Annotated in this window: 24 protein-coding genes and 1 pseudogene; 8 read left to right on the top strand and 17 right to left on the bottom strand. The window is 59.1% G+C overall.

What is annotated here, in order from left to right; all coding sequences use genetic code 11:
- Positions 1 to 69: 69 nt before the first annotated feature.
- From Q1B15_RS19320 to Q1B15_RS19355, 8 genes are all read right to left on the bottom strand, one after another.
- Positions 70 to 1,983 carry a biotin carboxylase N-terminal domain-containing protein gene (locus Q1B15_RS19320; protein ID WP_299756909.1) on the bottom strand — a complete coding sequence of 638 codons (1,914 nt, stop codon included), beginning with the start codon at positions 1,981 to 1,983 and terminating at the stop codon, positions 70 to 72.
- Positions 1,976 to 2,416 carry a hypothetical protein gene (locus tag Q1B15_RS19325; RefSeq protein ID WP_299756912.1) on the bottom strand — a complete coding sequence of 147 codons (441 nt, stop codon included), beginning with the start codon at positions 2,414 to 2,416 and terminating at the stop codon, positions 1,976 to 1,978. The genes Q1B15_RS19320 and Q1B15_RS19325 overlap by 8 nt, the downstream gene beginning before the upstream one ends.
- A gap of 186 nt (positions 2,417 to 2,602) precedes the next feature.
- Positions 2,603 to 4,207 carry a carboxyl transferase domain-containing protein gene (locus tag Q1B15_RS19330; protein ID WP_299756914.1) on the bottom strand — a complete coding sequence of 535 codons (1,605 nt, stop codon included), beginning with the start codon at positions 4,205 to 4,207 and terminating at the stop codon, positions 2,603 to 2,605.
- Positions 4,204 to 4,551 carry a lysozyme inhibitor LprI family protein gene (locus Q1B15_RS19335; RefSeq protein ID WP_299756917.1) on the bottom strand — a complete coding sequence of 116 codons (348 nt, stop codon included), beginning with the start codon at positions 4,549 to 4,551 and terminating at the stop codon, positions 4,204 to 4,206. Before Q1B15_RS19335 ends, Q1B15_RS19330 begins: the two co-directional genes overlap by 4 nt.
- A gap of 142 nt (positions 4,552 to 4,693) precedes the next feature.
- On the bottom strand, positions 4,694 to 5,500 hold the full coding sequence (locus Q1B15_RS19340; RefSeq protein WP_299756920.1) for an EcsC family protein: 807 nt from the start codon (positions 5,498 to 5,500) through the stop codon (positions 4,694 to 4,696).
- Complete coding sequence (locus tag Q1B15_RS19345; protein ID WP_299756923.1) at positions 5,497 to 5,937, bottom strand: hypothetical protein; 441 nt, start codon at positions 5,935 to 5,937, stop codon at positions 5,497 to 5,499. Before Q1B15_RS19345 ends, Q1B15_RS19340 begins: the two co-directional genes overlap by 4 nt.
- A 13-nt stretch (positions 5,938 to 5,950) precedes the next feature.
- Entirely contained in the window at positions 5,951 to 6,154 is a 204-nt protein-coding gene (locus Q1B15_RS19350) for a hypothetical protein (protein ID WP_299756926.1), read from the bottom strand.
- Positions 6,155 to 6,256: 102 nt separating this feature from the next.
- Complete coding sequence (locus Q1B15_RS19355; RefSeq protein WP_299756929.1) at positions 6,257 to 7,420, bottom strand: acyl-CoA dehydrogenase family protein; 1,164 nt, start codon at positions 7,418 to 7,420, stop codon at positions 6,257 to 6,259.
- Between the two features lie 137 nt (positions 7,421 to 7,557).
- Between Q1B15_RS19355 and Q1B15_RS19360 the strand changes: the two genes are divergently transcribed.
- Both Q1B15_RS19360 and Q1B15_RS19365 read left to right on the top strand, forming a co-directional pair.
- Complete coding sequence (locus tag Q1B15_RS19360) at positions 7,558 to 7,959, top strand: LysE family transporter (protein ID WP_299756931.1); 402 nt, start codon at positions 7,558 to 7,560, stop codon at positions 7,957 to 7,959.
- Positions 7,956 to 8,153 (top strand): hypothetical protein, encoded by a 198-nt coding sequence (locus Q1B15_RS19365; protein ID WP_299756934.1) that lies wholly within the window; start codon positions 7,956 to 7,958, stop codon positions 8,151 to 8,153. The genes Q1B15_RS19360 and Q1B15_RS19365 overlap by 4 nt, the downstream gene beginning before the upstream one ends.
- Before the next feature lie 39 nt (positions 8,154 to 8,192).
- Here Q1B15_RS19365 and Q1B15_RS19370 read toward each other — a convergent pair whose 3' ends face one another.
- Entirely contained in the window at positions 8,193 to 8,861 is a 669-nt protein-coding gene (locus tag Q1B15_RS19370) for an HAD-IA family hydrolase (RefSeq protein WP_299756937.1), read from the bottom strand.
- A 124-nt stretch (positions 8,862 to 8,985) separates the two neighbouring features.
- On the opposite strand from Q1B15_RS19370, the gene glmU reads away from it, so the two are divergent.
- From glmU to Q1B15_RS19385, 3 genes are read left to right on the top strand one after another with little or no spacing between them, the layout of a single operon-like run.
- Positions 8,986 to 10,338, top strand: a complete 1,353-nt coding sequence (glmU, locus tag Q1B15_RS19375; RefSeq protein WP_299756940.1) for a bifunctional UDP-N-acetylglucosamine diphosphorylase/glucosamine-1-phosphate N-acetyltransferase GlmU — start codon at positions 8,986 to 8,988, stop codon at positions 10,336 to 10,338.
- A 3-nt stretch (positions 10,339 to 10,341) separates the two neighbouring features.
- A complete protein-coding gene (gene glmS / locus Q1B15_RS19380; RefSeq protein WP_299756942.1) occupies positions 10,342 to 12,156 on the top strand; it encodes a glutamine--fructose-6-phosphate transaminase (isomerizing) in 1,815 nt (604 codons plus the stop codon).
- The gene (locus Q1B15_RS19385; protein ID WP_299756945.1) at positions 12,153 to 12,833 is read left to right on the top strand and encodes a DNA alkylation repair protein; all 681 of its coding nucleotides are present in this window, start codon (positions 12,153 to 12,155) and stop codon (positions 12,831 to 12,833) included. Before glmS ends, Q1B15_RS19385 begins: the two co-directional genes overlap by 4 nt.
- 26 nt (positions 12,834 to 12,859) lie before the next feature.
- On the opposite strand, the gene Q1B15_RS19390 is transcribed toward Q1B15_RS19385, so the two are convergent.
- Positions 12,860 to 14,398 carry an AMP-binding protein gene (locus Q1B15_RS19390; protein ID WP_299756948.1) on the bottom strand — a complete coding sequence of 513 codons (1,539 nt, stop codon included), beginning with the start codon at positions 14,396 to 14,398 and terminating at the stop codon, positions 12,860 to 12,862.
- A gap of 76 nt (positions 14,399 to 14,474) precedes the next feature.
- Positions 14,475 to 14,918, bottom strand: coding sequence for a D-galactarate dehydratase (locus tag Q1B15_RS19395; RefSeq protein WP_299756950.1), 444 nt, complete (start codon positions 14,916 to 14,918; stop codon positions 14,475 to 14,477).
- An 80-nt stretch (positions 14,919 to 14,998) separates the two neighbouring features.
- Here Q1B15_RS19395 and moaA point away from each other — a divergent pair, with 80 nt between their 5' ends.
- On the top strand, positions 14,999 to 16,009 hold the full coding sequence (gene moaA / locus Q1B15_RS19400) for a GTP 3',8-cyclase MoaA (RefSeq protein ID WP_299756952.1): 1,011 nt from the start codon (positions 14,999 to 15,001) through the stop codon (positions 16,007 to 16,009).
- 339 nt (positions 16,010 to 16,348) lie between these two features.
- Here moaA and Q1B15_RS19405 read toward each other — a convergent pair whose 3' ends face one another.
- Complete coding sequence (locus Q1B15_RS19405) at positions 16,349 to 17,116, bottom strand: alpha/beta hydrolase (protein ID WP_299756955.1); 768 nt, start codon at positions 17,114 to 17,116, stop codon at positions 16,349 to 16,351.
- A gap of 7 nt (positions 17,117 to 17,123) precedes the next feature.
- On the bottom strand, positions 17,124 to 17,723 hold the full coding sequence (locus Q1B15_RS19410) for a 2-hydroxychromene-2-carboxylate isomerase (RefSeq protein ID WP_299756956.1): 600 nt from the start codon (positions 17,721 to 17,723) through the stop codon (positions 17,124 to 17,126).
- Between the two features lie 121 nt (positions 17,724 to 17,844).
- Between Q1B15_RS19410 and Q1B15_RS19415 the strand changes: the two genes are divergently transcribed.
- On the top strand, positions 17,845 to 18,858 hold the full coding sequence (locus tag Q1B15_RS19415; protein WP_299756958.1) for a ribose-phosphate pyrophosphokinase: 1,014 nt from the start codon (positions 17,845 to 17,847) through the stop codon (positions 18,856 to 18,858).
- A 20-nt stretch (positions 18,859 to 18,878) separates the two neighbouring features.
- Here Q1B15_RS19415 and Q1B15_RS19420 read toward each other — a convergent pair whose 3' ends face one another.
- Both Q1B15_RS19420 and Q1B15_RS19425 read right to left on the bottom strand, forming a co-directional pair.
- Complete coding sequence (locus tag Q1B15_RS19420) at positions 18,879 to 19,001, bottom strand: hypothetical protein (protein ID WP_299756960.1); 123 nt, start codon at positions 18,999 to 19,001, stop codon at positions 18,879 to 18,881.
- Between the two features lie 92 nt (positions 19,002 to 19,093).
- Positions 19,094 to 19,516 (bottom strand): PaaI family thioesterase, encoded by a 423-nt coding sequence (locus tag Q1B15_RS19425; protein ID WP_299756961.1) that lies wholly within the window; start codon positions 19,514 to 19,516, stop codon positions 19,094 to 19,096.
- A gap of 104 nt (positions 19,517 to 19,620) precedes the next feature.
- Here Q1B15_RS19425 and Q1B15_RS19430 point away from each other — a divergent pair.
- Positions 19,621 to 19,962, top strand: a pseudogene (locus Q1B15_RS19430) (DUF1801 domain-containing protein); the annotation flags it as partial.
- 52 nt (positions 19,963 to 20,014) lie between these two features.
- On the opposite strand, the gene Q1B15_RS19435 reads toward Q1B15_RS19430, so the two are convergent.
- Both Q1B15_RS19435 and ctaA read right to left on the bottom strand, forming a co-directional pair.
- The gene (locus Q1B15_RS19435) at positions 20,015 to 21,487 is read right to left on the bottom strand and encodes a carboxypeptidase M32 (protein WP_299756963.1); all 1,473 of its coding nucleotides are present in this window, start codon (positions 21,485 to 21,487) and stop codon (positions 20,015 to 20,017) included.
- Positions 21,484 to 22,460, bottom strand: a 977-nt coding sequence (gene ctaA, locus Q1B15_RS19440) for a heme A synthase (RefSeq protein WP_299756966.1), incomplete at its 5' end; no start/stop codon positions are given. The genes Q1B15_RS19435 and ctaA, both read right to left, overlap by 4 nt.

The following is a 22,460-nucleotide window of genomic DNA, read 5'->3' on the forward strand; positions in this document are numbered from 1 at the left end:
TCAGAAAAATGCTCGCCGGAGGCACCGTGACGCGCGTCAACACGGCGCAAACAGTACATTCATGCGCTCTCACGTCTCTTCCTCCAAACGCACAAGTTCGGCCCCCGCATCCACCTGATCGCCAACCCGCACCAGAACCTCGGCCACGACACCGTCGCGCGCCGCAAGAAGCCGATGCTCCATCTTCATCGCCTCTAATACCGCCAGCACATCGCCTTCCATCACCTTCGCGTTAGCGTTGACCAAGACCCGCGTCACCTGTCCCGGAATCGGCGCCAAAATGGCGCCCGCACGCGCGGCGTCTCCCCGCGCCAACGGGTCTGCCAGAGCAACAACGCCGCCACCGGGGCCAAACACATGCACGGCCCCTGGCACACGCACCGCTTTCAAACGCAGCTTCGCGCCGTCCACGCGCCAAGCGCCATCACACCATGAAAGTCGCAAAAGCTGCCCCGCAACCTCGACGTCCGCGCCGCCGGACATTGGCGTCACTCGAACAATATCCTCGCCAACTCCAACAAAATACGACAACGGCGTCCAAAGCGAGAACCCCTGCAACACCGCCCCCGACAGGCCCAAAGCCGTCATCGCCGCTACGGCCTTCGCCTCGCCGGACATGGCGTCCGGCGTCACAAGCCACGCTCCATCGCGATCGATAATCCCGGTATCCACATCGCCGGTCTGAAAGCCCGGATGCGCCACAAGACGACCCAAAAAACCGATATTCGTCATCGTACCCGCAACCTCGGTGTCGTCGAGCGCGCGGGCCATCGCACGCAAAGCCGCGTCCCGATCCGCACCATGCACCGTCAACTTGGCAATCATCGGATCGTAATAGGGCGAGATTGCATCTCCCTCGACCACGCCCGTGTCCACCCTTGCGCCCTGTGGGAAAACCATATGCTCCAACGTCCCGACGCTGGGCAAAAAACCGGCTTCCGCATCCTCGGCGTATATGCGCGCCTCAATCGCATGGCCCCGGACCGCCAAATCTTTCTGCGCCAATGGCATCGCCTCGCCGCCCGCAACCCGCAACTGCCACTCCACAAGATCAACCCCGGTGATCGCCTCGGTCACAGAATGCTCGACCTGCAGCCGTGTGTTCATCTCCATGAACCAGAACCGATCCGCCCGAAGCCCGTCCGAAGCATCGACGATAAACTCCACCGTCCCCGCCCCTTTATACGCAACGGCCTCGGCTGCCCGCACGGCCGCCGCACACATGGCCTCGCGCAGGTCTTGCGTCATCCCCGGAGCCGGCGCTTCCTCGATCACCTTCTGATGTCGCCGCTGAAGCGAACAATCGCGCTCAAACAGATGCACCACATGCGTGCCATCGCCAAAGACCTGCACCTCAATATGGCGAGGCTTGGCCACGTACTTCTCGATCAACACAGCGTCATTGCCAAACGCCCTACGCGCCTCGGCCTTGGCACTTTCCAATGCATCAATGAAATCGTCCGGCCCATCGACACGGCGCATCCCCTTGCCGCCACCGCCCGCAACCGCCTTGATCAAGACGGGATACCCGACCTCAGCCGCCTCGACTTCCAGGCGACCGGGTTTCTGATCCGCCCCGTGATACCCCGGCACTACAGGCACGCCCACCTCAGCCATCAAGGCCTTGGCTTTGTCCTTCAGACCCATGGCTCGGATCGCGTCCGCCGAAGGCCCCACAAAGATCAGCCCCGATGCCTCCACAGCCGACACAAAATCCGCGTTCTCGCTCAAAAACCCATAACCCGGATGGATCGCATCTGCCCCTGCTTCCAAAGCGGCCATGATAATGCGGTCGCCGCGCAAATAACTTTCCGCGGAAGCCGCCGCGCCAATCCGCACCGCACGATCTGCAAGCGCCACATGCCGCGCCCCTGCGTCCGCATCTGAATAGACCGCAACCGTCTCGATTCCCATTGCGCGGGCGGTCTCGATCACCCGGCAGGCAATCTCGCCCCGGTTTGCAATAAGTAGGGTTTCAAGCATCTCTCTCTCCCCAAACACGATAGTGTCGGTTCACGCGCTTGATATCTTCGAGAAGCGTGGTCCGCTCGCTTATATCGCCAACAAAACTCACATGATGCGTCTGATTGGCGATATTCGGTGTTAAAGAGACTCCAAAACGCATCACGCCCAGACTTCCTTCCCTTGCCCCCGAAATACTAAAGGACGCTTCCAAACAGTCCAACTTGGCACTCTCAGTTTCAAGCCTGCTGAAGGAGGACTGATCCTCAGCAAAACCGGCAAGCTCTGTCGTGCGGACAAACGGGCCAACACGTTCAACTCTGCACCTCGGCGCCGCCAATTCAGCGCGCACGACGCGCCAATTCCCGTCCCAAAGGTCGTCATTTGACGGATACTGATACCCCATAATCGATATCAACAGCCCGCCAAGTTGAAGAATGGCATCATCACTCAACTGACATGCCGAGGAAGTTGCAGACCAAGCGCGCGCTTCACACCCATACAGCTTCTCCCTTTTTCAAATACCTGCGCCGCAGGCAAAGACATCTCTCAAGCAGACCTAAACACCGAGAACGCCCACATCGATGCAATACCGACGTTAGAGCGACGTGATACCGCCCAGCCAAAACAACCGCCAAAGTCACATCCGGAACACGCCGAAACGTGTTTCCTCGATGGGCGCACTCAAGGCGGCTTTCAGGCTCAAAAACAGCACGTCGCGTGATTTGCGCGGATCAATAATACCGTCATCCCACAGCCGCGCCGAGGCATACAAGGGATGCGATTGCCGCTCGAACATATCAATCGTGGGCTGCTTAAATTCGGCCTCTTCGTCCTCGGACCATGCCCCGCCTGACCGCTCAATCGACGCTCTTTTAACCGTCGCCAAAACCCCCGCCGCCTGGGCGCCACCCATCACCGAAATCCGACTGTTCGGCCATGTCCACAAGAACCGAGGTGAATACGCACGCCCCGCCATCCCGTAGTTCCCGGCCCCGAACGACCCACCAACAATCATCGTTATTTTCGGTACGGACGTCGTCGCCACAGCTGTCACCATCTTGGCCCCGGCCCGCGCAATCCCGGCGCTCTCATAGGCGCGCCCAACCATGAATCCGGTAGTATTTTGCAGGAATACCAGGGGGATACATCGCTGCGAACACAGCTCGATAAAATGCGCACCCTTCTCTGCACTTTCGCCAAACAGCACACCGTTGTTGGCGACAATCCCGATCGGGCAGCCCTTCACATGAGCAAACCCGCACACCAAGGTCTCGCCAAAGCGCGCCTTGAACTCGTCAAACCGCGAGCCATCCACCAGCCGCGCAATCACTTCGCGAATGTCATAGGCCTCGCGCAAATCTCCCGGCACCACACCCAGCAATTCGCCCGGATCATAGGCAGGCTCTTCCGACGTGGCCCAAACCACGTTGTCAGGCAAACGCCGGTTCAAATTCCCGACGGCTTGGCGCGCCAAAGCCAAAGCGTGCGCGTCGTCTTCGGCCAGATAGTCTGCAACACCGGACAATCGCGTATGCACATCACCGCCGCCCAAATCCTCAGCCGTGACGACCTCTCCGGTTGCTGCCTGCACCAAAGGCGGCCCCGCCAGGAAGATCGTACCCTGATCTCTAACAATAATCGTAACGTCCGACATGGCAGGCACGTAAGCCCCACCCGCCGTACATGACCCCATCACCACGGCGATCTGAGCAATCCCGGCGGCAGACATCCGCGCCTGATTGTAGAATATCCGGCCGAAATGATCGCGGTCCGGGAAGACTTCGTCCTGATTGGGCAGGTTCGCACCGCCGGAATCCACCAGATAAACACAAGGCAAATGACAGGCCTCGGCAATCTCCTGCGCGCGCAAATGCTTTTTGACGCTTAGCGGATAATACGTGCCACCCTTCACCGTCGCATCGTTGCAAATAATCATAACATCAAGGCCCAGCACGCGACCGATGCCGGCAATAACGCCTGCCCCCGGAGCCGCACCATCATACATCTCATGGGCCGCTGTCGCGCCGATCTCAAGAAAGGCAGAACCCGGGTCCAGCAAACCTGCCACCCGGTCGCGCGGCAACATCTTTCCGCGCCCCACATGCCGCTCGCGCGCCTTGCCGCCGCCCCCTGCCGCCGCCAGAACAGCAGCCTCAGCCGCCATATCTAACGCCGCAGAATTGGCCGCCTCGTTGGCGCGAAAGGCGTCCGATGACGGTGAAACCGAAGACGTAAGTTTCATTGCACGCACTCCTGAAGGCGATCTTCCAACACCAGCGATTGTCGCGCGGTCAAATCCAAAAGGCAGGCCGCATTGGCAGGTCCGCCGCCGGTGCCACCACCCCATGTGGAATACTCGTAAAAGCAAGCCGCATCGCGGTACCCCATCCATGCACGCTGCATATCGCGCAACGCTTTCGCGCTGTCGGGAACGCTCGGTCCACCGGCGGGCACCGTGTCCACCACGGAACGCTCGACGCTGCGCAAATCGGCATAAACCATGTTCAACTTTTCATCCCAAAAGCCAAGCTCCAGCCCGATACAAAACCCCATTCCAACAGTTGTCGTGCCCTCGGTCGTTTCCATACAAACCCCGCCGAAGCGCCGATGCACTCAAAGCGCTCAAGCCCCTCGGCGCCTTCCAGACAAAGCCTGGTCGTCTCAATGGAAAACGAAATCCCTTCAGCGCCCACCGGCAAAGCCATTGCAATCAAGGCGGAAAATTCTCTCAATTGCCTGCCTTCTGCGCGTCTATCACGCCTTCGATGATCCGTTCGTTCACTTCAAGCCAGCGCGCCCGATAGCCAAACCGCGCAGCCGCTGCGACATCGTTTTGGAAGGCCGCATTGACCCCGGCCCCGACCGCCGCCCCAATAATCGGCGTTAATTGCGCCACTTTGCGCGTCGACAAATTCACCCCCAACGTCGTCGCCACCCGCCGCGTCGCCGCCAAGGTCCCGCCTGTCTGACCCGTCAGCTTCACGATCTTTTGCCAGCTTTCGCGGTCAAATTCAGACCGCTCGCGGTTCAGCCGCGCCATCGCGTCGGTCTTTTCCTCAGTCGAATTCGCCCCCGCAAGACTGAGCGTGTCGAGAATATAAACCCGCTCGGCCTCACTGTCGCCGCCAAAGCCATAACACAGCCCCGTCAGCCGCACCGTGCGAAGCGCCAAAGCAATCGTCGCCGGCACATCAATCGCAAGCCCCAACGCGCCAAATGCGCCTGCAGCACCACCGCCCGTCACAGCATAGCCAAGCGCCCAGCGCCGCACGTCGGCAACCGCTTGCTCGCAAGCCGCAAGGTCAGAAAAATCGTGTTGCACAGCAGCTTTACGGATCGAACTTGAAGCCACCCAATCCGCCCCCCGGATCGCCAACTCAATTGCCTCGGCCGGGATCAGCCGATGGGTCAAAAACCCCACGGGCCGCGACAAAGACCGCATCAGCCGTGGCAACGCTGAAGGCCGGGCCGCGCGGTATGCATCCTGCTCGCGCAACACCCGCTCAAGGTTGGGATTGGTCTGAATATCAATCACGGCGTCTCTTCCTCGTTCGCACCACCACGCCCTCTAGTTAGGGACTCCGCCGCCTGAACCCGATGATTCAAGCGGTTTTCCATCACTGCGACCGCCAATCCCACCGGCAAGAATAACGCCGCTTTGCCCAAAATCATCGCCGCAACCAACAGCCCCGGCACCTCGGCCGCATCAAAGAGCCAGCGCAGGATCAACAACACCGCAAACGCCAAAACCAATTCGGGCAAAATGCCAATGACAAGCCGGAACGGGCTCCACCAGCCACGATGCTCGACCAGACACATCTCGGCACCGCATCCCTCGCAAGCCACGGACAACGCGGCCGGCGCAGCAAGACCACCTTCGAACGTGCCGAGTAATGGAAAATACCGCAAAGGCGCGCCACAAGCCGTGCAATGAAAGCCGGACATCCGCGATACAAGCGTCCCAAATACCATCAGCGCCAAATCCTCATGTAGGTAGCTCCCCTTCCAGCGACATCAACGATCCTTGCCTGCTGAACATATAAACGCGCGCATCCACCTCCGCACCACAGCGCACGGCGATCCACACCAGACCCGTCCCCGGAACCCCGACACACTCAGTCGCGTCACCACCGGTTTCGGCAACATAAAGCGCCGCGCCCGCCTCGATCACATCGGTTTCACTCGGCACGTTTTTACTGCCCAACCACAGTCCGAAAGCAGCGGCCACAAAGCACAATACCATCGTGGCCCGCACGACCCTTCGCGGCATTTTGAAATATACAGCCACTGGCTAGACCATCGCCCCCATCAATTCGCGTCCGACCAACATCCGCCGAATTTCTGACGTGCCCGCCCCGATCTCCATCAATTTCGCATCCCGAAACAACCGCGCCACAGGTGCGTCCGCCATAAATCCGGCCCCGCCCATCGCCTGCACCGCCTGATGCGCCTGCGTCATCGCAACTTCAGCTGCATAAAGACAGCACGCGGCGGCATCTGCACGTGTAACATCCCCACGATCACAGGCCTTGGCGACCTCGTAGACATAGGCCCGCGCTGAATTCATCGCCGTGTACATATCCGCGATCTTCGCCTGCATCAGCTGGAACGATCCGATAGGTTGTCCAAACTGCTTGCGTTCCACCATATAGGGCATGACCTCATCCAGGCAGGCCGCAATAATACCGGGGCCAATCCCCGACAAAACAACGCGCTCATAGTCCAAGCCCGACATCAAAACACGCACCCCGCGTCCGTCCTCGCCCAGCACATTTTCCACCGGCACTTCGACGTCCTCGAACACCAACTCGCCGGTGTTCGACCCGCGCATGCCCAGCTTGTCAAAATGCGCACTCGACGAAAACCCAGCCATCTTACGCTCAATCAGAAACGCCGTGATCCCCTTCGATCCGGCCTCGGGGTTGGTCTTGGCATAAACCACCAGAATATCCGCATCCGGCCCGTTGGTGATCCAGTATTTCGTGCCATTCAGCACATAGACATCGCCCCGCCGTTCGGCCCGAAGCGACATCGACACAACATCAGACCCTGCCCCCGCCTCAGACATTGCCAAGGCACCAACATGCGCACCCGAGACGAGCTTTGGCAGATACTGCGCCTTTTGCGCCTCGGTCCCATTCAGGTGGATTTGATTTACACAAAGGTTGGAATGCGCGCCGTAAGACAACGCCACCGACGCACTGGCTCGCGCGATCTCTTCGACCGCAACTGTATGTGCCAGATACCCCATTCCCGCGCCGCCATAGTCTTCGCCGACCGTGATTCCAAGAAGCCCAAGGCCCCCCATTTCGGTCCAAAGCCCGTTTGGAAAGGTGTTCGAGACGTCAATCTCGCCCGCAATTGGCTTAACGCGATCCTGCGCCCAGCGATGAACCATATCGCGAAGCGCTGCGACATCCTCGCCCAGATCGAACCGCATAGACACCGCAAACATCGGCCAGTCCTTGCTTTATTGAACAGTTGTTCAGTTAATACAGTTTAACGTCAATCCGGTCAATCTCGCCCTACTGGTAACGCCATGCAGACAAGCCCAACCATTCTAAGCGTATAACATGAATACTTCGGCCCTTCTTGCGATCCTCACTCCGATCGCCGTCATCCAAACCATCCGCTTGGGCAACGCTGGGGCCAAATCACCTGACGATCATCACAGCCTCGGCCACTTCGGAGCGCGCGGCGGGCCTTCGTGCGGCGATGGTCATCGCCGCGCGCGCCCTCACATGGTCGCTGATAGCGGTCTCCTGCATCGCCGTCATTTTCGAGGTTTTCCCATCGCTGTACTTTGCGTCGCGCGTCGTCGGAGCGGCCTACCTTAACGACCTCGGCATAGGCCCATTCCGCGCAGCACGATGCCCCGGCGTCTTCACCCTGATACCCGATGCAGCCTCTCCAGCCACAACAGCGCCGTTTCGCACCGCCTATCTGGTGATGATGACCAACCCCAAAGTTTGTTGCTCTTCGGCTCGATTGTGATCACTTTCATCCCGCCCGAAGGGCCAAGCTGGCTGATGATCGTGATCGCTCTTCAATTCGACGTGCTCGGCGGCATCCCGAACGCCATTGCCGCGCTATTTTTCTCAACCGGCCCGTCATTCGCCCCTTTCAAAACTCAAGCTGCGGCACATCCGCGATTTTCGGAGTGCTATTTTGCGGTCTCGGCGCGCTGATTGCCTGGGATATCGTTAAGGGGCACAGCGGCTAACGCGCTAAGAACCAACCAAAACTTCTGCGATCCGGTCCAAATCTTCATACCTGTCCAGCATCGCATCCGGCGTCAGGCGCGCAATGCCTGGCCCCTCCGGCCCGAAGCTTACCAACACACAAGGCACCCCGACCGCGCGGGCCGTTTTCACATCCGTTTCGGTATCGCCCACCAGAAAAGACGCATCAACCGCACCGCCGGCCTGTTCAACACAGGCCAGATAAGGCGCGGCATCGGGCTTTCGGGTCGCCAAGGTATCCGCCCCGATCAAGGACCCGAACAACCCCCGCACACCCAATCTCTGTATCAAAGTCTCGGCCAGCCCCTCCGGCTTGTTGGTGCAAATCGCCGTGCGATACCCATCCGCCAAAAGCCGTTCGACGGCAGCCTCTGCGCCCGGATAAAGTCGGGTATAGACATCAATATGCTCGCCGTAGTGCTTGAGAAGTCTCGGATATTCCCGATTAATATCTTCCTCACCCACGGCCATTTCAAGCCGCGAAAACCCAAGCTTAAGCATTGCGCGACCGCCATGAAACGCGGTCAGCTGATCCCCCACCGGATCCAGCAAAGCCCCATGCCCCAAGGCCGCAAAACACGCATTCGCCGCCGCGATCAGATCCCCGCTTGTGTCCGCAAGGGTCCCATCCAAATCAAAAACAACCGTCTTCATACGTCCCCCATCGGCAAACGCCTGCCCTTTGATGTAACCTGCGGCAACATCAAGTGAAGCCCTCCCGTCTTGCAGGCTGGCCCAATGCGGCTAAAACGGCAGGCAACAAAAGGAAAGAGCAGGCATGTCGATCCACCTCATAGTTCTCGCCGCGGGCGAAGGCTCACGCATGGAGTCTGACCATCCCAAAGTGCTGCACGAGATTGCGGGCGCGCCGATGATTGCCCACGCGCTTGGCGTGGCGGACACTCTGGAAGTATCCGCACGCGTCGTTGTCGTCGGCCACGGCGGTGACACGGTACGCGCGACTGTCCTTAACCTTGATGAAGATATCCGTGTCTTCGAGCAGCCCGAACAGCTTGGAACCGCCCACGCCGTCAGCATGGCCGCGCCAGCTTTTAAAGATGCAACCGGCGATGCCGTCGTCCTTTACGGCGACACCCCATTCATCCGCCCCGAGACCCTGACCGCAATGGCGGACGCCCGCAAAAACGGCGCTGATATCGTCGTCCTCGGCTTCAACGCCGCCGATCCCGCCCGATACGGCCGCCTTATCACCGACGGCAACACCTTGACCCGGATCGTAGAGTGGAAAGACGCCACCAAGGCCGAACGCGCCATTACTCTTTGTAATTCCGGCGTTATCATGGCCGAAGCCGCGACGCTTCTGCGCCTTTCTGCAACTGTGGGCAATGACAATGCCGCCGGTGAATACTACCTTACTGACATTGTGGAACTCGGCCACGCCGAAGGCCTTACCGCAAAGGTCGTCACCTGCTCCGAGGCCGAAACCCTTGGCATCAATACCCGCGCCGATCTTGCAGTCGCCGAGGCCGTCTTCCAAGCCAACGCCCGCCATGAAGCCATGGTTAACGGCGTCACCCTTCAAGCACCCGACAGCGTTTACTTTTCTTACGACACCCACATCGGCCGCGACGCAATCGTTGAACCCAACGTCATCTTCGCCCCCGGTGTAACCGTCGAAAGTGGTGCCACAATCCGCGCCTTCTCGCACCTCGAAGGCTGCCATGTCGGGTCAGGCGCAGTGGTCGGTCCCTACGCGCGCCTTCGCCCCGGAGCGGAACTGTCCAACAACGTTAAGATCGGCAATTTCGTTGAAGTGAAAAACGCCCAGATCGGCGACGGCGCAAAAGTAAATCACTTGTCCTACATCGGCGACGCGGAAGTCGGCGCGGACACCAACATTGGTGCCGGGACCATCACCTGCAATTACGACGGTGTGTTCAAACACAAAACCATCATCGGAAAACGCGTTTTTATAGGTTCCAACACCATGCTGGTCGCCCCGATTACCATCGGCGATGAAGCGATGACCGCCACCGGCACCATCGTCACCCGGGATGTCCCCGACGGTGACATGGCAATCGGTCGCCACCGGCAAGAAAACAAGACCGGCCTCGCCCGCCGCCTTTTCCAGAAACTCCGCGCGGCCAAAGCGGCCGTTAAGAAAGGTTAACCTATGTGTGGCATCGTCGGCATCCTTGGCAATCACGAAGCTGCCCCGACCCTTGTCGAGGCGTTGAAACGGCTTGAATATCGCGGTTACGACAGTGCCGGGATCGCCACAGTTGCGGACGGCAAGCTTGACCGCCGCCGCGCTGTCGGCAAGCTTGTTAACCTTTCTGACCTACTTGTTCATCAACCGCTTTCTGGCAAATCCGGCATCGGCCACACCCGCTGGGCCACTCACGGCGCCCCCACCGTCGCAAACGCCCACCCCCATAAATCGGGGCCCGTCGCAGTCGTCCACAATGGCATCATTGAGAACTTCAAAGCCTTGCGCGAAGACCTCGCCACCAAGGGCTACAAAGCCCAATCCGAAACGGATACGGAAACCATTTCGCTTCTCGCACAGTCCTTCCTCGATCAGGGTCTTGCCCCGCGCGATGCTGCCGAACAGACCATCGCCTGTCTTGAGGGCGCCTTCGCACTGGCCTTCCTTTTTGACGGCGAAAGCGACCTAATCGTCGCCGCCCGCAAAGGCTCGCCGCTTGCGGTGGGCCACGGGGACGGCGAAATGTTCCTCGGCTCGGACGCCATCGCGCTTGCCCCGATGACCGACCGCATCACATACTTGGAAGAAGGCGACCGGGCGGAACTTACCCGCGATGGCGTCACGATTTTCGACATTAGCGGCCAACGCGCAAACCGCGACATTCGCCAAATTCAGATCGACACAACACGGATCGAAAAAGGCGGCCACAAACACTTTATGGCCAAGGAAATCGCCGAGCAGCCCACCGTTCTGGCCGATGCGATCAAACATTATGTGACTGACGATGGCCTGAACCTGCCGCCTCAAACCCCCAACTTCAACGGAATTGACCGGATTATCATGGTCGCATGCGGCACTGCCTATCTCGCCTGCGCAACCGCGAAATACTGGATCGAGCGTCTTGCGCAAATCCCTGTCGAAGTCGATATCGCCTCCGAATTTCGCTACCGCACGCCACCCATCGGCCCCAATACGCTTGCAATTTTCGTCTCCCAATCGGGCGAGACCGCCGACACGCTCGCGGCTCTGCGACACGTCGCTGAAAGGGCGCAAATCCTCTCGGTCGTAAACGTCGCCGAAAGCTCCATCGCGCGCGAAAGTGATGGAGCCTTGCCGATCCTTGCCGGCACAGAAATAGGCGTCGCATCGACCAAAGCTTTCACCTGCCAGTTGACGGTCCTGCTCGCGCTTGCGTTGAAAGCAGGCCAGGATCGCGGCACGCTTTCGAACGCTGACCTGCAAAAACACGTCGCCGATCTGCGCACTTTGCCGGGCCGCATCTCATCCGCGCTTGGTGCGAACGAGACCATTGCAGAGGTCGCCCAAGATCTTGCAAAAGCCCGGGACATCCTGTTTCTCGGGCGTGGACAGATGTATCCGATCGCCCTTGAAGGCGCTCTAAAACTCAAAGAAATCAGCTATATCCACGCCGAAGGCTATGCCAGCGGAGAATTGAAGCACGGGCCCATCGCTCTTATCGACCCCGCTGTTCCGGTCATTGTCATGGCTCCCCGTGACGCGCTTTTCGACAAGACCGTGTCGAACATGCACGAGGTCATGGCCCGTGGTGGCCGTGTCGTTCTTGTGACCGACAGTGCCGGTGCAATCGAGGCCGGCGACGGCACCACCGCGATCATCACCATGCCGGAAATCCCTGATCTCCTCGCGCCGATCCTCTATGCGATCCCCGCGCAGCTTCTCGCCTACCACACCGCGGTCGCCAAGGGCACAGACGTCGACCAGCCCCGAAATCTTGCTAAATCGGTAACCGTAGAATGACCCTCGACGACGCCCTTGCCGACCTTTCCAGGACCGCAAACGCCGAAAAATCCGCCGATATGGCGCGTTATCACAAAGTAGTTCGTGTCTACCTTGGCGTAACCAACCCTGTCATCGACGCCTGCACAAAGGAATGGCGCAAATCGCTCAACCTTGACGACCGCCTCTGCCTTGCACGCGATCTTTGGGAAACCGATATCCACGAAGCCCGAATCGCCGCCGCCAAGCTTTTGACCCAAGCCCGCATCCGCCCAGACGACGCCGGCGCCTGGACCCTCGTCCAAACCTGGGTACCCGATTTCGATGCCTGGGCCATCGCAGATCACGCCGCCATCGCGGGGCAAAAGCGCCTCACTTGGGATCCAGACCGTCTTGACGACGTCGAACCCTGGACCCGCTCGGATCACATGTGGACCCGGCGCGCTGCCCTCGTCATGACCCTGCCATGGACCAAAAACCGCTTCGCGAAGCCCGACCAGATCGCGCAACGCGAGCGTATCCTCGGCTGGGCCGCGACCTACGTGGCCGATCCCGAATGGTTCATCCAAAAGGCAGTCGCATGGTGGCTTCGCGACCTTTCCAAAAAAGACCCGGACCGCACGCGCGCGTTTCTCGAAGCCCACGGTGAACAGATGAAGCCTTTTGCGCGGAAAGAGGCAGCCCGACTCCTCACCTGATTTCTGCGCGACCCAATTTGCCTGCGCTACTCGCGTTCGCGCAATGCTCGCCGAATAATCTTGCCCGTCGCCGTCACTGGCAAGGCCGCAACAAACTCCACCACACGCGGCGCAACATGTGGGCTAACGCGATCTCGCACCCGCTGCACCAACCGCTCGGCGACGCCGTCTTGCGACACCCCGTCCCGCAGAACGACAAAGGCCTTCACAATCTCGCTGCGCACCGGATCGGGCACTCCGACCGCTGCTGCGTTAACCACATCTGCGTCCCCGATCAGACAATTCTCAATCTCCGTCGGCCCGATCCGATACCCGGCCGAGGTGATTACATCGTCATCCCGGCTTACATACGTCAGATACCCCTCGTCGTCCGTCCGCCCCAAATCACCGGTCCGCAGCCAATCCCCAACAAACTTCTCCGCCGTCTTTTCAGGCAAATTCCAGTACCCGAGAAACATCACCGGATCGCCGCGCCGAACCGCGATCTCGCCGACGTCGCCCGCGGGCACAGGCGCGCCCTGCGCATCAATCACTGCAACATCATGCCCCGGCACTGCCCGACCCATGGTTCCGGGCTTCAAAACGCCCAAACCGGCACTGGATGACACCACAAGATTACACTCCGTCTGACCGTAAAGTTCGTTAATAGGCGCACACAACTCATCCCTCCCCCAGGCCAGCAAATCCGCGCCAAGGCTCTCGCCGCCCGAACCGATCGCGCGCACCGAAAGCCCCGCCGGTACCGCAACCTGTCGCATCAGCTTTAATGCGGTTGGCGGCAAAAACATCACCGAAATCCGCTCGTCCCGGATCAGTCGAAAGGCGGCTTCGGGATCGAATTTCCGCATCCTTTGAGACACCAGCGGCAGCCCGAAGTACAGCGTCGGCATCGCCAAATCCATCAGCCCGCCTATCCACGCCCAATCAGCCGGGGTCCAGCCCACATCCCCCGCCCGCGGCCGCTCCAGAACCATCTCAACCGATGGTAAATGCCCTAGCAAAAAACGGTGCGCATGAAGCGCGCCTTTGGGCGCCCCCGTTGTCCCACTTGTATAGATCAAAACCGCCGGGTCTTCGGCGCCCACGACCTCGGGGCGGAACCCGCCCGCAGCACCGCGCAACGCGTCTTCCCAGGCCATTACACGCGGTGCGCCGTTGTGCACCCGCGCGCCCGTCGTCACGATGGTGTGAAGCGGGCCGCCCGCCGCCGCGCTGATCAGCTTGTCGAGATGCGCATCGTCTGTCACGCCAAGCATCGCGCCGCTGTCGGCCAATCGAAATGCAAGGGCGTCCGCCCCAAACAACGTGAACAACGGCAAGACCACCGCTCCAAGTTTCATTGCCGCGAAATGCGCGACCATTACTTCCGGGCATTGCGACAGAAAAATCGCCACACGGTCGCCCTTTGTGACACCTGCGCCGCGCATCGCTGCCGCCAACCGATCCGACGCGTCTTTCAACGCCCCAAAAGTCCAGACAATGCGCGTGCCGTCTTCGGCCAGGTCAATGATCGCGGTCCGTCCGGGTTCGAAGGCGGCCCAGTCATCGCAGCAGGCTCGCGCCATTGAAAAGCTGGCCGGTATTGACCAGCGAAAATCCCGACTTATAGCGGACCAATCGCCCGGAGGAAGAACGTGTAGATCACTGATATTCATATATATTCGCATTGACAAGGTCGGTCAAAGGCACCTCAAGCAATCGCAAAGTCGCCAGCGAAATTCGTCCGCTTCCGGTCCCCGGAAAAAGCGCCACCTCAACGCTTTTGTCACCCTCACGAAGCGTGACACGGCCCTGCCCGGGCGACGTGACCAAAGCGGTCTCGACCCAGAAACCAGCCCGCCCGGGATCCCCCAAAGACAACACCGTCTCGCCCAGTAAAACGCCCCCTTCTGAGGTCTCCAACGCAGCGCTCCGTTGCGCCTGCGTTGTCGTGTCAAATTCGTCCACGCGGCGCGCTCCGGGCGGCGGCGCGGGTGTTTGTACTTCAGGCAAGACAACACCTTCCGGCGCCGCGTCGTCCATCTCGGGCGGCACCGCGCAGGCCGCCAGACCTGTCATCAGACCCATTGCTAACCACACGCGCATGCCTCGCCCCCTCAAATTAAATCTGTCCCAAATCCATCGGCCCCTTGCAGCGCCGTCACCTACGTCTTACGCTGTTTCGCATGGAAACGGCACCACTCATTGACCCCTTTCAGCGGGCGATTTCTTACCTTCGGGTTTCGGTCACCGACCGCTGCGATTTTCGCTGTGTCTATTGCATGTCCGAGAATATGACATTCCTGCCGAAAAAGGAATTACTGAGCCTCGAGGAACTCGACCGTATGTGCTCGACATTCATCCGTCTTGGGGTTGAAAAGTTGCGCATCACCGGGGGTGAACCTTTGGTGCGCCGGGACATCATGACCTTCCTTCGGTCTATGTCGCGCCACCTTGAAAGGGGCGCGCTGAAAGAGTTGACTGTGTCTACAAATGGCAGCCAGCTTGCCCGCTTTGCCGACGATCTTTATGCCGCTGGCGTGCGACGGATCAATGTGTCTCTCGATACGCTTGATGAAGACAAATTTGCCCGCGTCACCCGCTGGGGTCGGCTGCCCCAGGTCATGAAAGGGATTGATGCCGCACTGGCCGCCGGACTGCGGGTAAAAATCAATACCGTCGCGTTAAAGGGCTTTAATGAAGATGAACTTTTCACCCTGGTCGAGTGGTGCGCGAGCCGTGATATTGACCTTACGTTTATCGAAGTGATGCCAATGGGCGATCTCGGCGGAGAAGACCGGATCGGCCAATACTGGAGCCTGAAAGACCTGCGTGTGGAGCTTTCCAAACAATTCACATTGACCGAACTTTCCCACCGAACCGGCGGTCCCGCCCGCTATGTTAGGCTTGAAGAAACGGGACAGCAGATCGGGTTCATTACGCCGCTTTCACATAACTTCTGCGAAAGCTGCAACCGCGTGCGCCTGACGTGTACCGGTGAACTTTTCATGTGCCTTGGCCAGGAAGACAACGCCGATTTACGCACCGCCCTGCGCGCCAATCCCGACAGCGATGCAGTCCTTGAAGACGCAATTCGCGCGGCGATTAGGCTTAAGCCAAAGGGGCACGATTTCGACTATTCCCGCCAAGAAGCCAACGGACAGGTCTCGCGGCATATGTCTCATACAGGGGGCTAAGAGTGGACCCAATTAGGTGTCCATGATGACGATCAGAAAGCCGAAGCGAATGCGGAACATTCTGAAACCCGAAATTAGCCATTTCTTTTCTTGCTGTTGTCGGCATATCTGCATGCCTCTCGCCCGCATCTTACGAAGCTGAGCCCGTGAAAGTCTCCACGCGTTTGGGCGTCGCCACCTGTCAGATTTATACCCGTGATCTCGTCATCTGGGATTGCGCAATAGACCGACCTTAAAACATGTCCGTTTCGACCGCACGCGCGATCTGCGCCAACGAAGGTCAGCGGGACCCGAGCCAATACTCTTTCGCAACCCCACCGAAGCTGCGACCTGATCGCGCTAAGACTTGCCCGCGACTTCGCCCCATTGCAGGCGTCCCCGGATCGCCTCGGCCACGACATTGGCGTGCGTGATTGGCGCCATATGTCCGGCACCCGGAACCGTTATACCCTCGGCGTCGGCAATCCGTCGCCCCAATACATCCACGATGGCTGGCACAACAGGATGGCTTTCGCCGCCTTCGACGAACGTGACCGGCACCTCAATTTCTTCTAAACGCCCGGCGCGCAAAAGCCCTGGGCGATCCTCCCACAAAAGGTCATTCGCCGCTGCAATCAGACCGATACGATCCACCATATACCGCCGCCGTGCTTCCGGGATGTCGTCCCACGGCGTACCATCGCCCCAAAGTTTCATGAATTCCCGCGTCGCCATCGCATCACTGCCCTGGCCCAGCTTACGCGCAAAAGGGGCGGTGTCGCGCGCCGCCTTGTCGCCCACGTCCGTCCCTTTAACAGCTGCGAAAAACACCGGTTCGACCATCACCAAAGACGATACGCGATAGAATTTCTCTACCGCCAACCGCAACGCCACAACCGCCCCAAGCGAATGTCCAATCACCGGCACCGGCTCGGCCGGCAAAGCGTCCAGCGCAACCTCGATTGCCTGATCCGAAAAATCGCGGCTGGAATCCCAGTCGTCGGCCGTGCCATGCCCCGGTAACTCAATCAGAACGGGGTCCACGTCCAACGCCAACGCCTCAAGCAGGCGATCCCATGCACTGGCATCCGCCAGCCCGCAATGGATCAATCCCAGGGGTCTCGCCATACCGTCCTCAGGTACGACCGGCCAAATGCCGGTCCAACGCATCAATCCGGTCCTGCCCCCAGAATCGTGCGCCATCATCTGTGATAAAGAAAGGCGCCCCAAATACGCCCATGTTAACGGCTTCTTCAAGGTTCGCCTCGTAGGCTTGCGCCCCCGACAACAACCCTGAATCTGCCAGTGACGGATCAAATCCCGCCCCTTCAAGACAGGCTTTGATCACGTCATCTTCCGCAATATTCTTCTCATCCGCCCAACAGGCCGCCGTCAAAGTCGCCACCAATGCGCCAACGTCACCCCCGCCCGCGGCTTGCGCCGCAATCACCGCATAAGACGAAGGCGCCGGATTTGTGGGCCAAAACGCTGGCTTGGGGTGCACTAACATTTCCAAATCTGCACCAGTCCGCTCGATCTCGATCATCCGATATTCCTGACGCGACACATGTCGCTGCCCCGGAGGCACACCCCCCGTGCGCCCGAATAAACCCATAATGTCCAATGGTTTGTAGGTTATTGTCGCGCCATGCTTTGCGGCAACCTCGGCAGGCCGTGTCCCTGCAAAGTAGCAATTGGGGGAAATCGTTGCGAGATAGTAGTCGACATGCGGCATTTGTTACGTGCCTTTCAGGCAAAGGATTGTTTCGCGTGACCCTAGGCTCATGCTAAGCGGTGTCAACGTTACGAATCCGTCACAAACTGTGTCGGGAACAGCATCAGGACCAGGGCTGCCCATGGCAAATCATCAGGAACCGAAAATCATCACCGGGAACGCGCTCCCGACCCTCGGCAAAGCCGTCACTCGACGCTTGTCCATGCACAGGGGGATGAACGTCGGTCTGGTCGATGCACGAGTCGAGCGATTTAACGATGGCGAAATTTTCGTCGAGGTTTTCGAAAATGTCCGCGGTGAGGACATGTTCATCCTGCAATCAACCTCCAATCCGGCCAACGATAACCTGATGGAACTGCTGATTATGTCCGACGCGCTGCGCCGGTCATCCGCCGCCCGCATCACCGCCGTCGTGCCCTACTTCGGGTACGCACGTCAGGATCGCCGCACGAAAGCCCGTACCCCAATCACCGCGAAACTCGTTGCGAACATGATGGTGTCAGCCGGCATAGAACGCGTCCTTACGATGGACCTTCACGCCGCGCAAATTCAGGGCTTTTTCGACATTCCTGTCGACAACCTCTATGCGTCGCCGGTCTTTGCTTTGGACGTGAAGCACAAATTCAAAGGCAAGCTGGAGAACGTCACCGTGGTATCACCTGACGTCGGCGGCGTGGCGCGCGCGCGCGAGCTTGCAACCCGCATCGGATGCTCGCTGGCAATCGTCGACAAACGACGCGAAAAAGCGGGCGAGATTGCCGAGATGACCGTAATCGGGGATGTGACGGGGCAAACCTGCATTATCATCGACGACATCGTCGACACCGCTGGAACGCTTTGCAAGGCCGCGGAAACACTGATGCAGGCCGGCGCGAAAGAAGTCCACGCCTATATCACCCACGGTGTTTTATCTGGCCCTGCCATCGAACGCGTGACGACTTCTGTCATGAAAAGTCTTGTCATAACCGATTCCATCGAGCCAACCGAAGCTACGAAAGCGGCCGAAAACATCCGCATCGTACCGACCGCGCCGATCTTCGCCCAAGCCATCCTGAACATCTGGCACGGTACGTCTGTTTCAAGCCTGTTTGATCCAGAAACGCTCGAACCGATCTACGACGGCATGTATTCCTAAAGGCGCTTGGCGCGGGTACGTTAGTAAAGCGCGCGCGCCATCACCGCGAACATAATCCCGAAAACGGCCACGATCGCCAACAGGTAGTCGCCCGGCACAGCATCCGGGTCACCTCGTAAAAAGGACACAAATCGTTTTGGCATTTTGAACAGCCCCCCAGCTATCAATAACCTCTTTGTAGCTGCCGGAACGTCTTTGACCTAGCGCCCAGGCGGAAACAAAGTGTTTACGCACATCAGCCTTTTGGCGGGATCGAATACGTAAACGTCGCCCGCGCAATCAGGGCTTGCGAGCCATCTGAATGTACCGCGACATCACCAACCGCTAAAACGCGCCCAACCTTCAATAACGTGACCTCGGCCACCAAGGCCTTTCCCGCCACCGGTTTGCGCATGAAATCAATCGATCCATTGGTCGTCACGGCCAAGGCCTCGGGTCCGATCATCGCCATAAGCGCGAAATATACCCCGCAATCTGCCAACCCAAAAATCGTCGGGCCCGACACCGTCGCCCCGGGTCTCAGGTGGCGTTCATCCGGCATCATCGACACGCGCGCACTCATCGGTCCCACCGCATCGACGCGGTAAATATCCGCCATCTGCGGAAATTCACGCGCCACAAAATCGCGCACCTCGTCCAGTGTCAGTTTCGGCTGCATGACGGCCTGCCCTCTCCGTGTTAACTTGAGCGCAACCTTGCCAAAGGAACCATCCATGGGAAACCCGCAAGATGTGATAAACGACCCGAAATAAACGCGCCGAAGCAGACCGCCTCGACGCCCTCTTCCGAGAGGCCACAAGACGCAAGCCGCACCTTGGGGGCAAAATGATCGCCTACGGCGAGTATCACTACACCTACGAAAGCGCCCGATCCGGTGATTTCTTCGCCACTGGTTTCAACATGCGCGCCAAAGACATCTCGCTGCACATCCTGTCCGGCCACTCAAATTTCCCCGACATCGCCGCCCGTCTTGGCCCCCACAAGCGCGATAAAAGCTGCTGGTATATCCCAATCATAGACTGCGTGGATGAAGCCGCCGTGAAGGACTTTATCCGCGCTGGAGTGAAGGATCCTGCCATCAAGTGGGCTGTTAAGCCAAGGTAAACTCTGCGAACGCCTGCACCGACACAAAGCCGACGTGTTATAGTCATTGCCTCTACACGCCGTAAATGTCGCCGAATTTCGCATCGAGGTAATCCAGCAAAGGCGCTTCACTAGGTGCAGCCCCCGTCGCCCTCGCGATCAGGTCTTTCGGTAAATAACGCTTGCCGTGCTGTTGAATTTTCTCGCCTAACCAATCGGTTGCAGGCCTTGTATCACCCATCGCCAAGGCCTCATCAATCCCCGAAACCTCGGTGCGCATCGCCTGATTGAGGCACCCTGCGTAGACGTTCCCAAGCGTGTACGTCGGGAAGTATCCGAACAATGCCTCAGACCAATGCACGTCCTGAAGCACACCGTTCGCCGGAACATCAACATCAACCCCGAAGTCAGTGGAAAAACGTGAATTCCAGGCTTCGGGAAGGTCGGTCACCTCGAGCCGTCCAGCGACCAGATCCCGCTCCAGATCGAACCGCATAAGCACATGCAGATTATAGTGCACCTCATCAGCTTCAGTCCGAACAAACCCGGAATGACAACGATTTATCGCAGCATAGAAATCATCCTCATTGGCCACACCAAACTCGCCAAACGTCTCCCGCATCCGGGCGTACAACCATCCCGTAAACGCGCGTGAGCGTCCCAACTGGTTCTCATAGATGCGCGACTGACTTTCATGCACCCCCATGGACGCCCCGCGACCGAGCGGCGTCAAAAGATACGCGCGATCCACATTCTGCTCGTATGTCGCATGCCCAACCTCGTGGATCGTCGAGTAAAAACAATTGCTTGGATTGCACAATTCTGTCCGCGTCGTGATCCGCACATCCAACCCAGAGCCGCTTGAAAACGGATGCACCGCCTTATCAATCCGCCCATACGCGCTGTCATATCCAAACGCTTCGGCTAGCTTCGTTGAAATCGCCATCTGCCCGGCCTCAGCAAACTCACGATCGATCGCAGGCACGTGGCGTTCAGACCCCAACACGCGTTCGCGCAACTCTACCAATCTCGGCCGTAAAGCGCCAAACATCGCCTCAAGTTCGGCCCCTGTCGCGGCCGGCTCGTAGTCCTGCAAAAGCGCGTCGTAGGGATCACCGCCATCTGCCAGCGCGCTTGCTTTTTCCCGCGTCAGATCAAGCACTTCCGACAGCTTCGGTGCAAACATCTCATAGTCGTTCGCCGCGCGCGCTTCAGCCCAGACACGGTGCGCCAAGGACGTGGTCCGCGCCAAGTCCGCCGACAATTTCGCAGGCACCCGCAGAGTACGCTCAAACTCGACGCGGATCTCCTCCAACTGTCGCACGCCCGCCTCATCGGGGGCCTGCGCCATCTCAAGCCACTCGCCAATCCGAGGGTCCGTCCGTCGCCCGTGCAACACCCCGTCAAGCGCGCCCATCTCCTCGGCGCGTTGCTCGCACGCTCCCTCGGGCATCACCGTTTCCTGGTCCCAGCTCAAGCGGCCCATCACCTGCCCCAGCGCTTCGGTTTCGCGTTGGAACGTCATAAGCTCCTGAAATACTGTCATGTTCTGCCTCGCACGGATTGAGCCATGGGATACTGCGCGAGGAACCGAGCACGCAGAACAGCGACGTAAAGCAACACCGCCGTGAATTGATGTAGAATGGCCATCTGCCAGGGCGCCGAATACAGCACTGTCATGATCCCGATAACCATCTGTACGACCATCAGCGCCAGAACCAAATTGAACGCGAACCGCGTATCGCCATTGCCAGACCCGCGTGACCGCCACCAAACGATAAGGCCAAACGCCATAAGCAGATACCCCGACACGCGATGTATAAATTGCACCAAGCCAGCGTTTTCAAAGAAATTCCGCCAAAGCGGCTCAAGATCAAACGCCGTAGGTGGCACGAAAGACCCGCCCATCAATGGCCATTCGTTATAGCTGCGCCCGGCATCAATGCCGGCAACCAAAGCGCCAAGGAGAATTTGTAAGAACACGAAATACGTCAGTCCCGTCGCCATGCTGAACAACCGACCCTCGCGTGCGCGGCGCGCCTGCAACAGGTCCGCATCCGTGCGTCCCAGCAACATCGCGAACCACGCGATCCCCCCAAGGATCACAAACGCCAGCCCCAGATGCGTTGCCAGCCGATAGGACGCCACGTCCAACATGCCCCCCGTCAGCCCCGAAGACACCATCCACCACCCTATCGCGCCCTGAAGGCCGCCGAGGCCGCCCAGAACCAGTAATCGTCCGGTCCAGCCGTTGGGGATCTTCCTCATTAACAAAAAGGAAAAGAACCCAAGCGCCCAGACGAGGCCGATGACGCGACCAAGTTGGCGATGCCCCCACTCCCACCAATAGATGACTTTGAACTCGGACATGCTCATGCCCTTGTTCTGCAACTGATATTCCGGGATTTGACGGTATTTTTCCAGCTCGGCTTCCCAAGCAGCTTCGCTCATCGGAGGTAACGCGCCCGTCACGGGCCGCCATTCGGTGATCGACAGGCCGCTGTCGGTCAGACGGGTCA

Source organism: uncultured Boseongicola sp., assembly GCF_937988555.1.
GTDB lineage: Bacteria > Pseudomonadota > Alphaproteobacteria > Rhodobacterales > Rhodobacteraceae > Boseongicola.

Bases quoted from the DNA above. Each gene is read 5' to 3' on its own strand.
- Q1B15_RS19320 (WP_299756909.1), bottom strand. From the start codon at position 1,983: ATGCTTGAAACCCTACTTATTGCAAACCGGGGCGAGATTGCCTGCCGG.
- Q1B15_RS19330 (WP_299756914.1), bottom strand. From the start codon at position 4,207: ATGAAACTTACGTCTTCGGTTTCACCGTCATCGGACGCCTTTCGCGCC.
- Q1B15_RS19335 (WP_299756917.1), bottom strand. From the start codon at position 4,551: ATGGAAACGACCGAGGGCACGACAACTGTTGGAATGGGGTTTTGTATC.
- Q1B15_RS19345 (WP_299756923.1), bottom strand. From the start codon at position 5,937: ATGGTATTTGGGACGCTTGTATCGCGGATGTCCGGCTTTCATTGCACG.
- Q1B15_RS19355 (WP_299756929.1), bottom strand. From the start codon at position 7,420: ATGTTTGCGGTGTCTATGCGGTTCGATCTGGGCGAGGATGTCGCAGCG.
- Q1B15_RS19370 (WP_299756937.1), bottom strand. From the start codon at position 8,861: ATGAAGACGGTTGTTTTTGATTTGGATGGGACCCTTGCGGACACAAGC.
- glmU (WP_299756940.1), top strand. From the start codon at position 8,986: ATGTCGATCCACCTCATAGTTCTCGCCGCGGGCGAAGGCTCACGCATG.
- glmS (WP_299756942.1), top strand. From the start codon at position 10,342: ATGTGTGGCATCGTCGGCATCCTTGGCAATCACGAAGCTGCCCCGACC.
- Q1B15_RS19385 (WP_299756945.1), top strand. From the start codon at position 12,153: ATGACCCTCGACGACGCCCTTGCCGACCTTTCCAGGACCGCAAACGCC.
- Q1B15_RS19390 (WP_299756948.1), bottom strand. From the start codon at position 14,398: ATGGCGCGAGCCTGCTGCGATGACTGGGCCGCCTTCGAACCCGGACGG.
- Q1B15_RS19395 (WP_299756950.1), bottom strand. From the start codon at position 14,918: ATGCGCGTGTGGTTAGCAATGGGTCTGATGACAGGTCTGGCGGCCTGC.
- moaA (WP_299756952.1), top strand. From the start codon at position 14,999: ATGGAAACGGCACCACTCATTGACCCCTTTCAGCGGGCGATTTCTTAC.
- Q1B15_RS19405 (WP_299756955.1), bottom strand. From the start codon at position 17,116: ATGGCGAGACCCCTGGGATTGATCCATTGCGGGCTGGCGGATGCCAGT.
- Q1B15_RS19410 (WP_299756956.1), bottom strand. From the start codon at position 17,723: ATGCCGCATGTCGACTACTATCTCGCAACGATTTCCCCCAATTGCTAC.
- Q1B15_RS19415 (WP_299756958.1), top strand. From the start codon at position 17,845: ATGGCAAATCATCAGGAACCGAAAATCATCACCGGGAACGCGCTCCCG.
- Q1B15_RS19420 (WP_299756960.1), bottom strand. From the start codon at position 19,001: ATGCCAAAACGATTTGTGTCCTTTTTACGAGGTGACCCGGATGCTGTG.
- Q1B15_RS19425 (WP_299756961.1), bottom strand. From the start codon at position 19,516: ATGCAGCCGAAACTGACACTGGACGAGGTGCGCGATTTTGTGGCGCGT.
- Q1B15_RS19435 (WP_299756963.1), bottom strand. From the start codon at position 21,487: ATGACAGTATTTCAGGAGCTTATGACGTTCCAACGCGAAACCGAAGCG.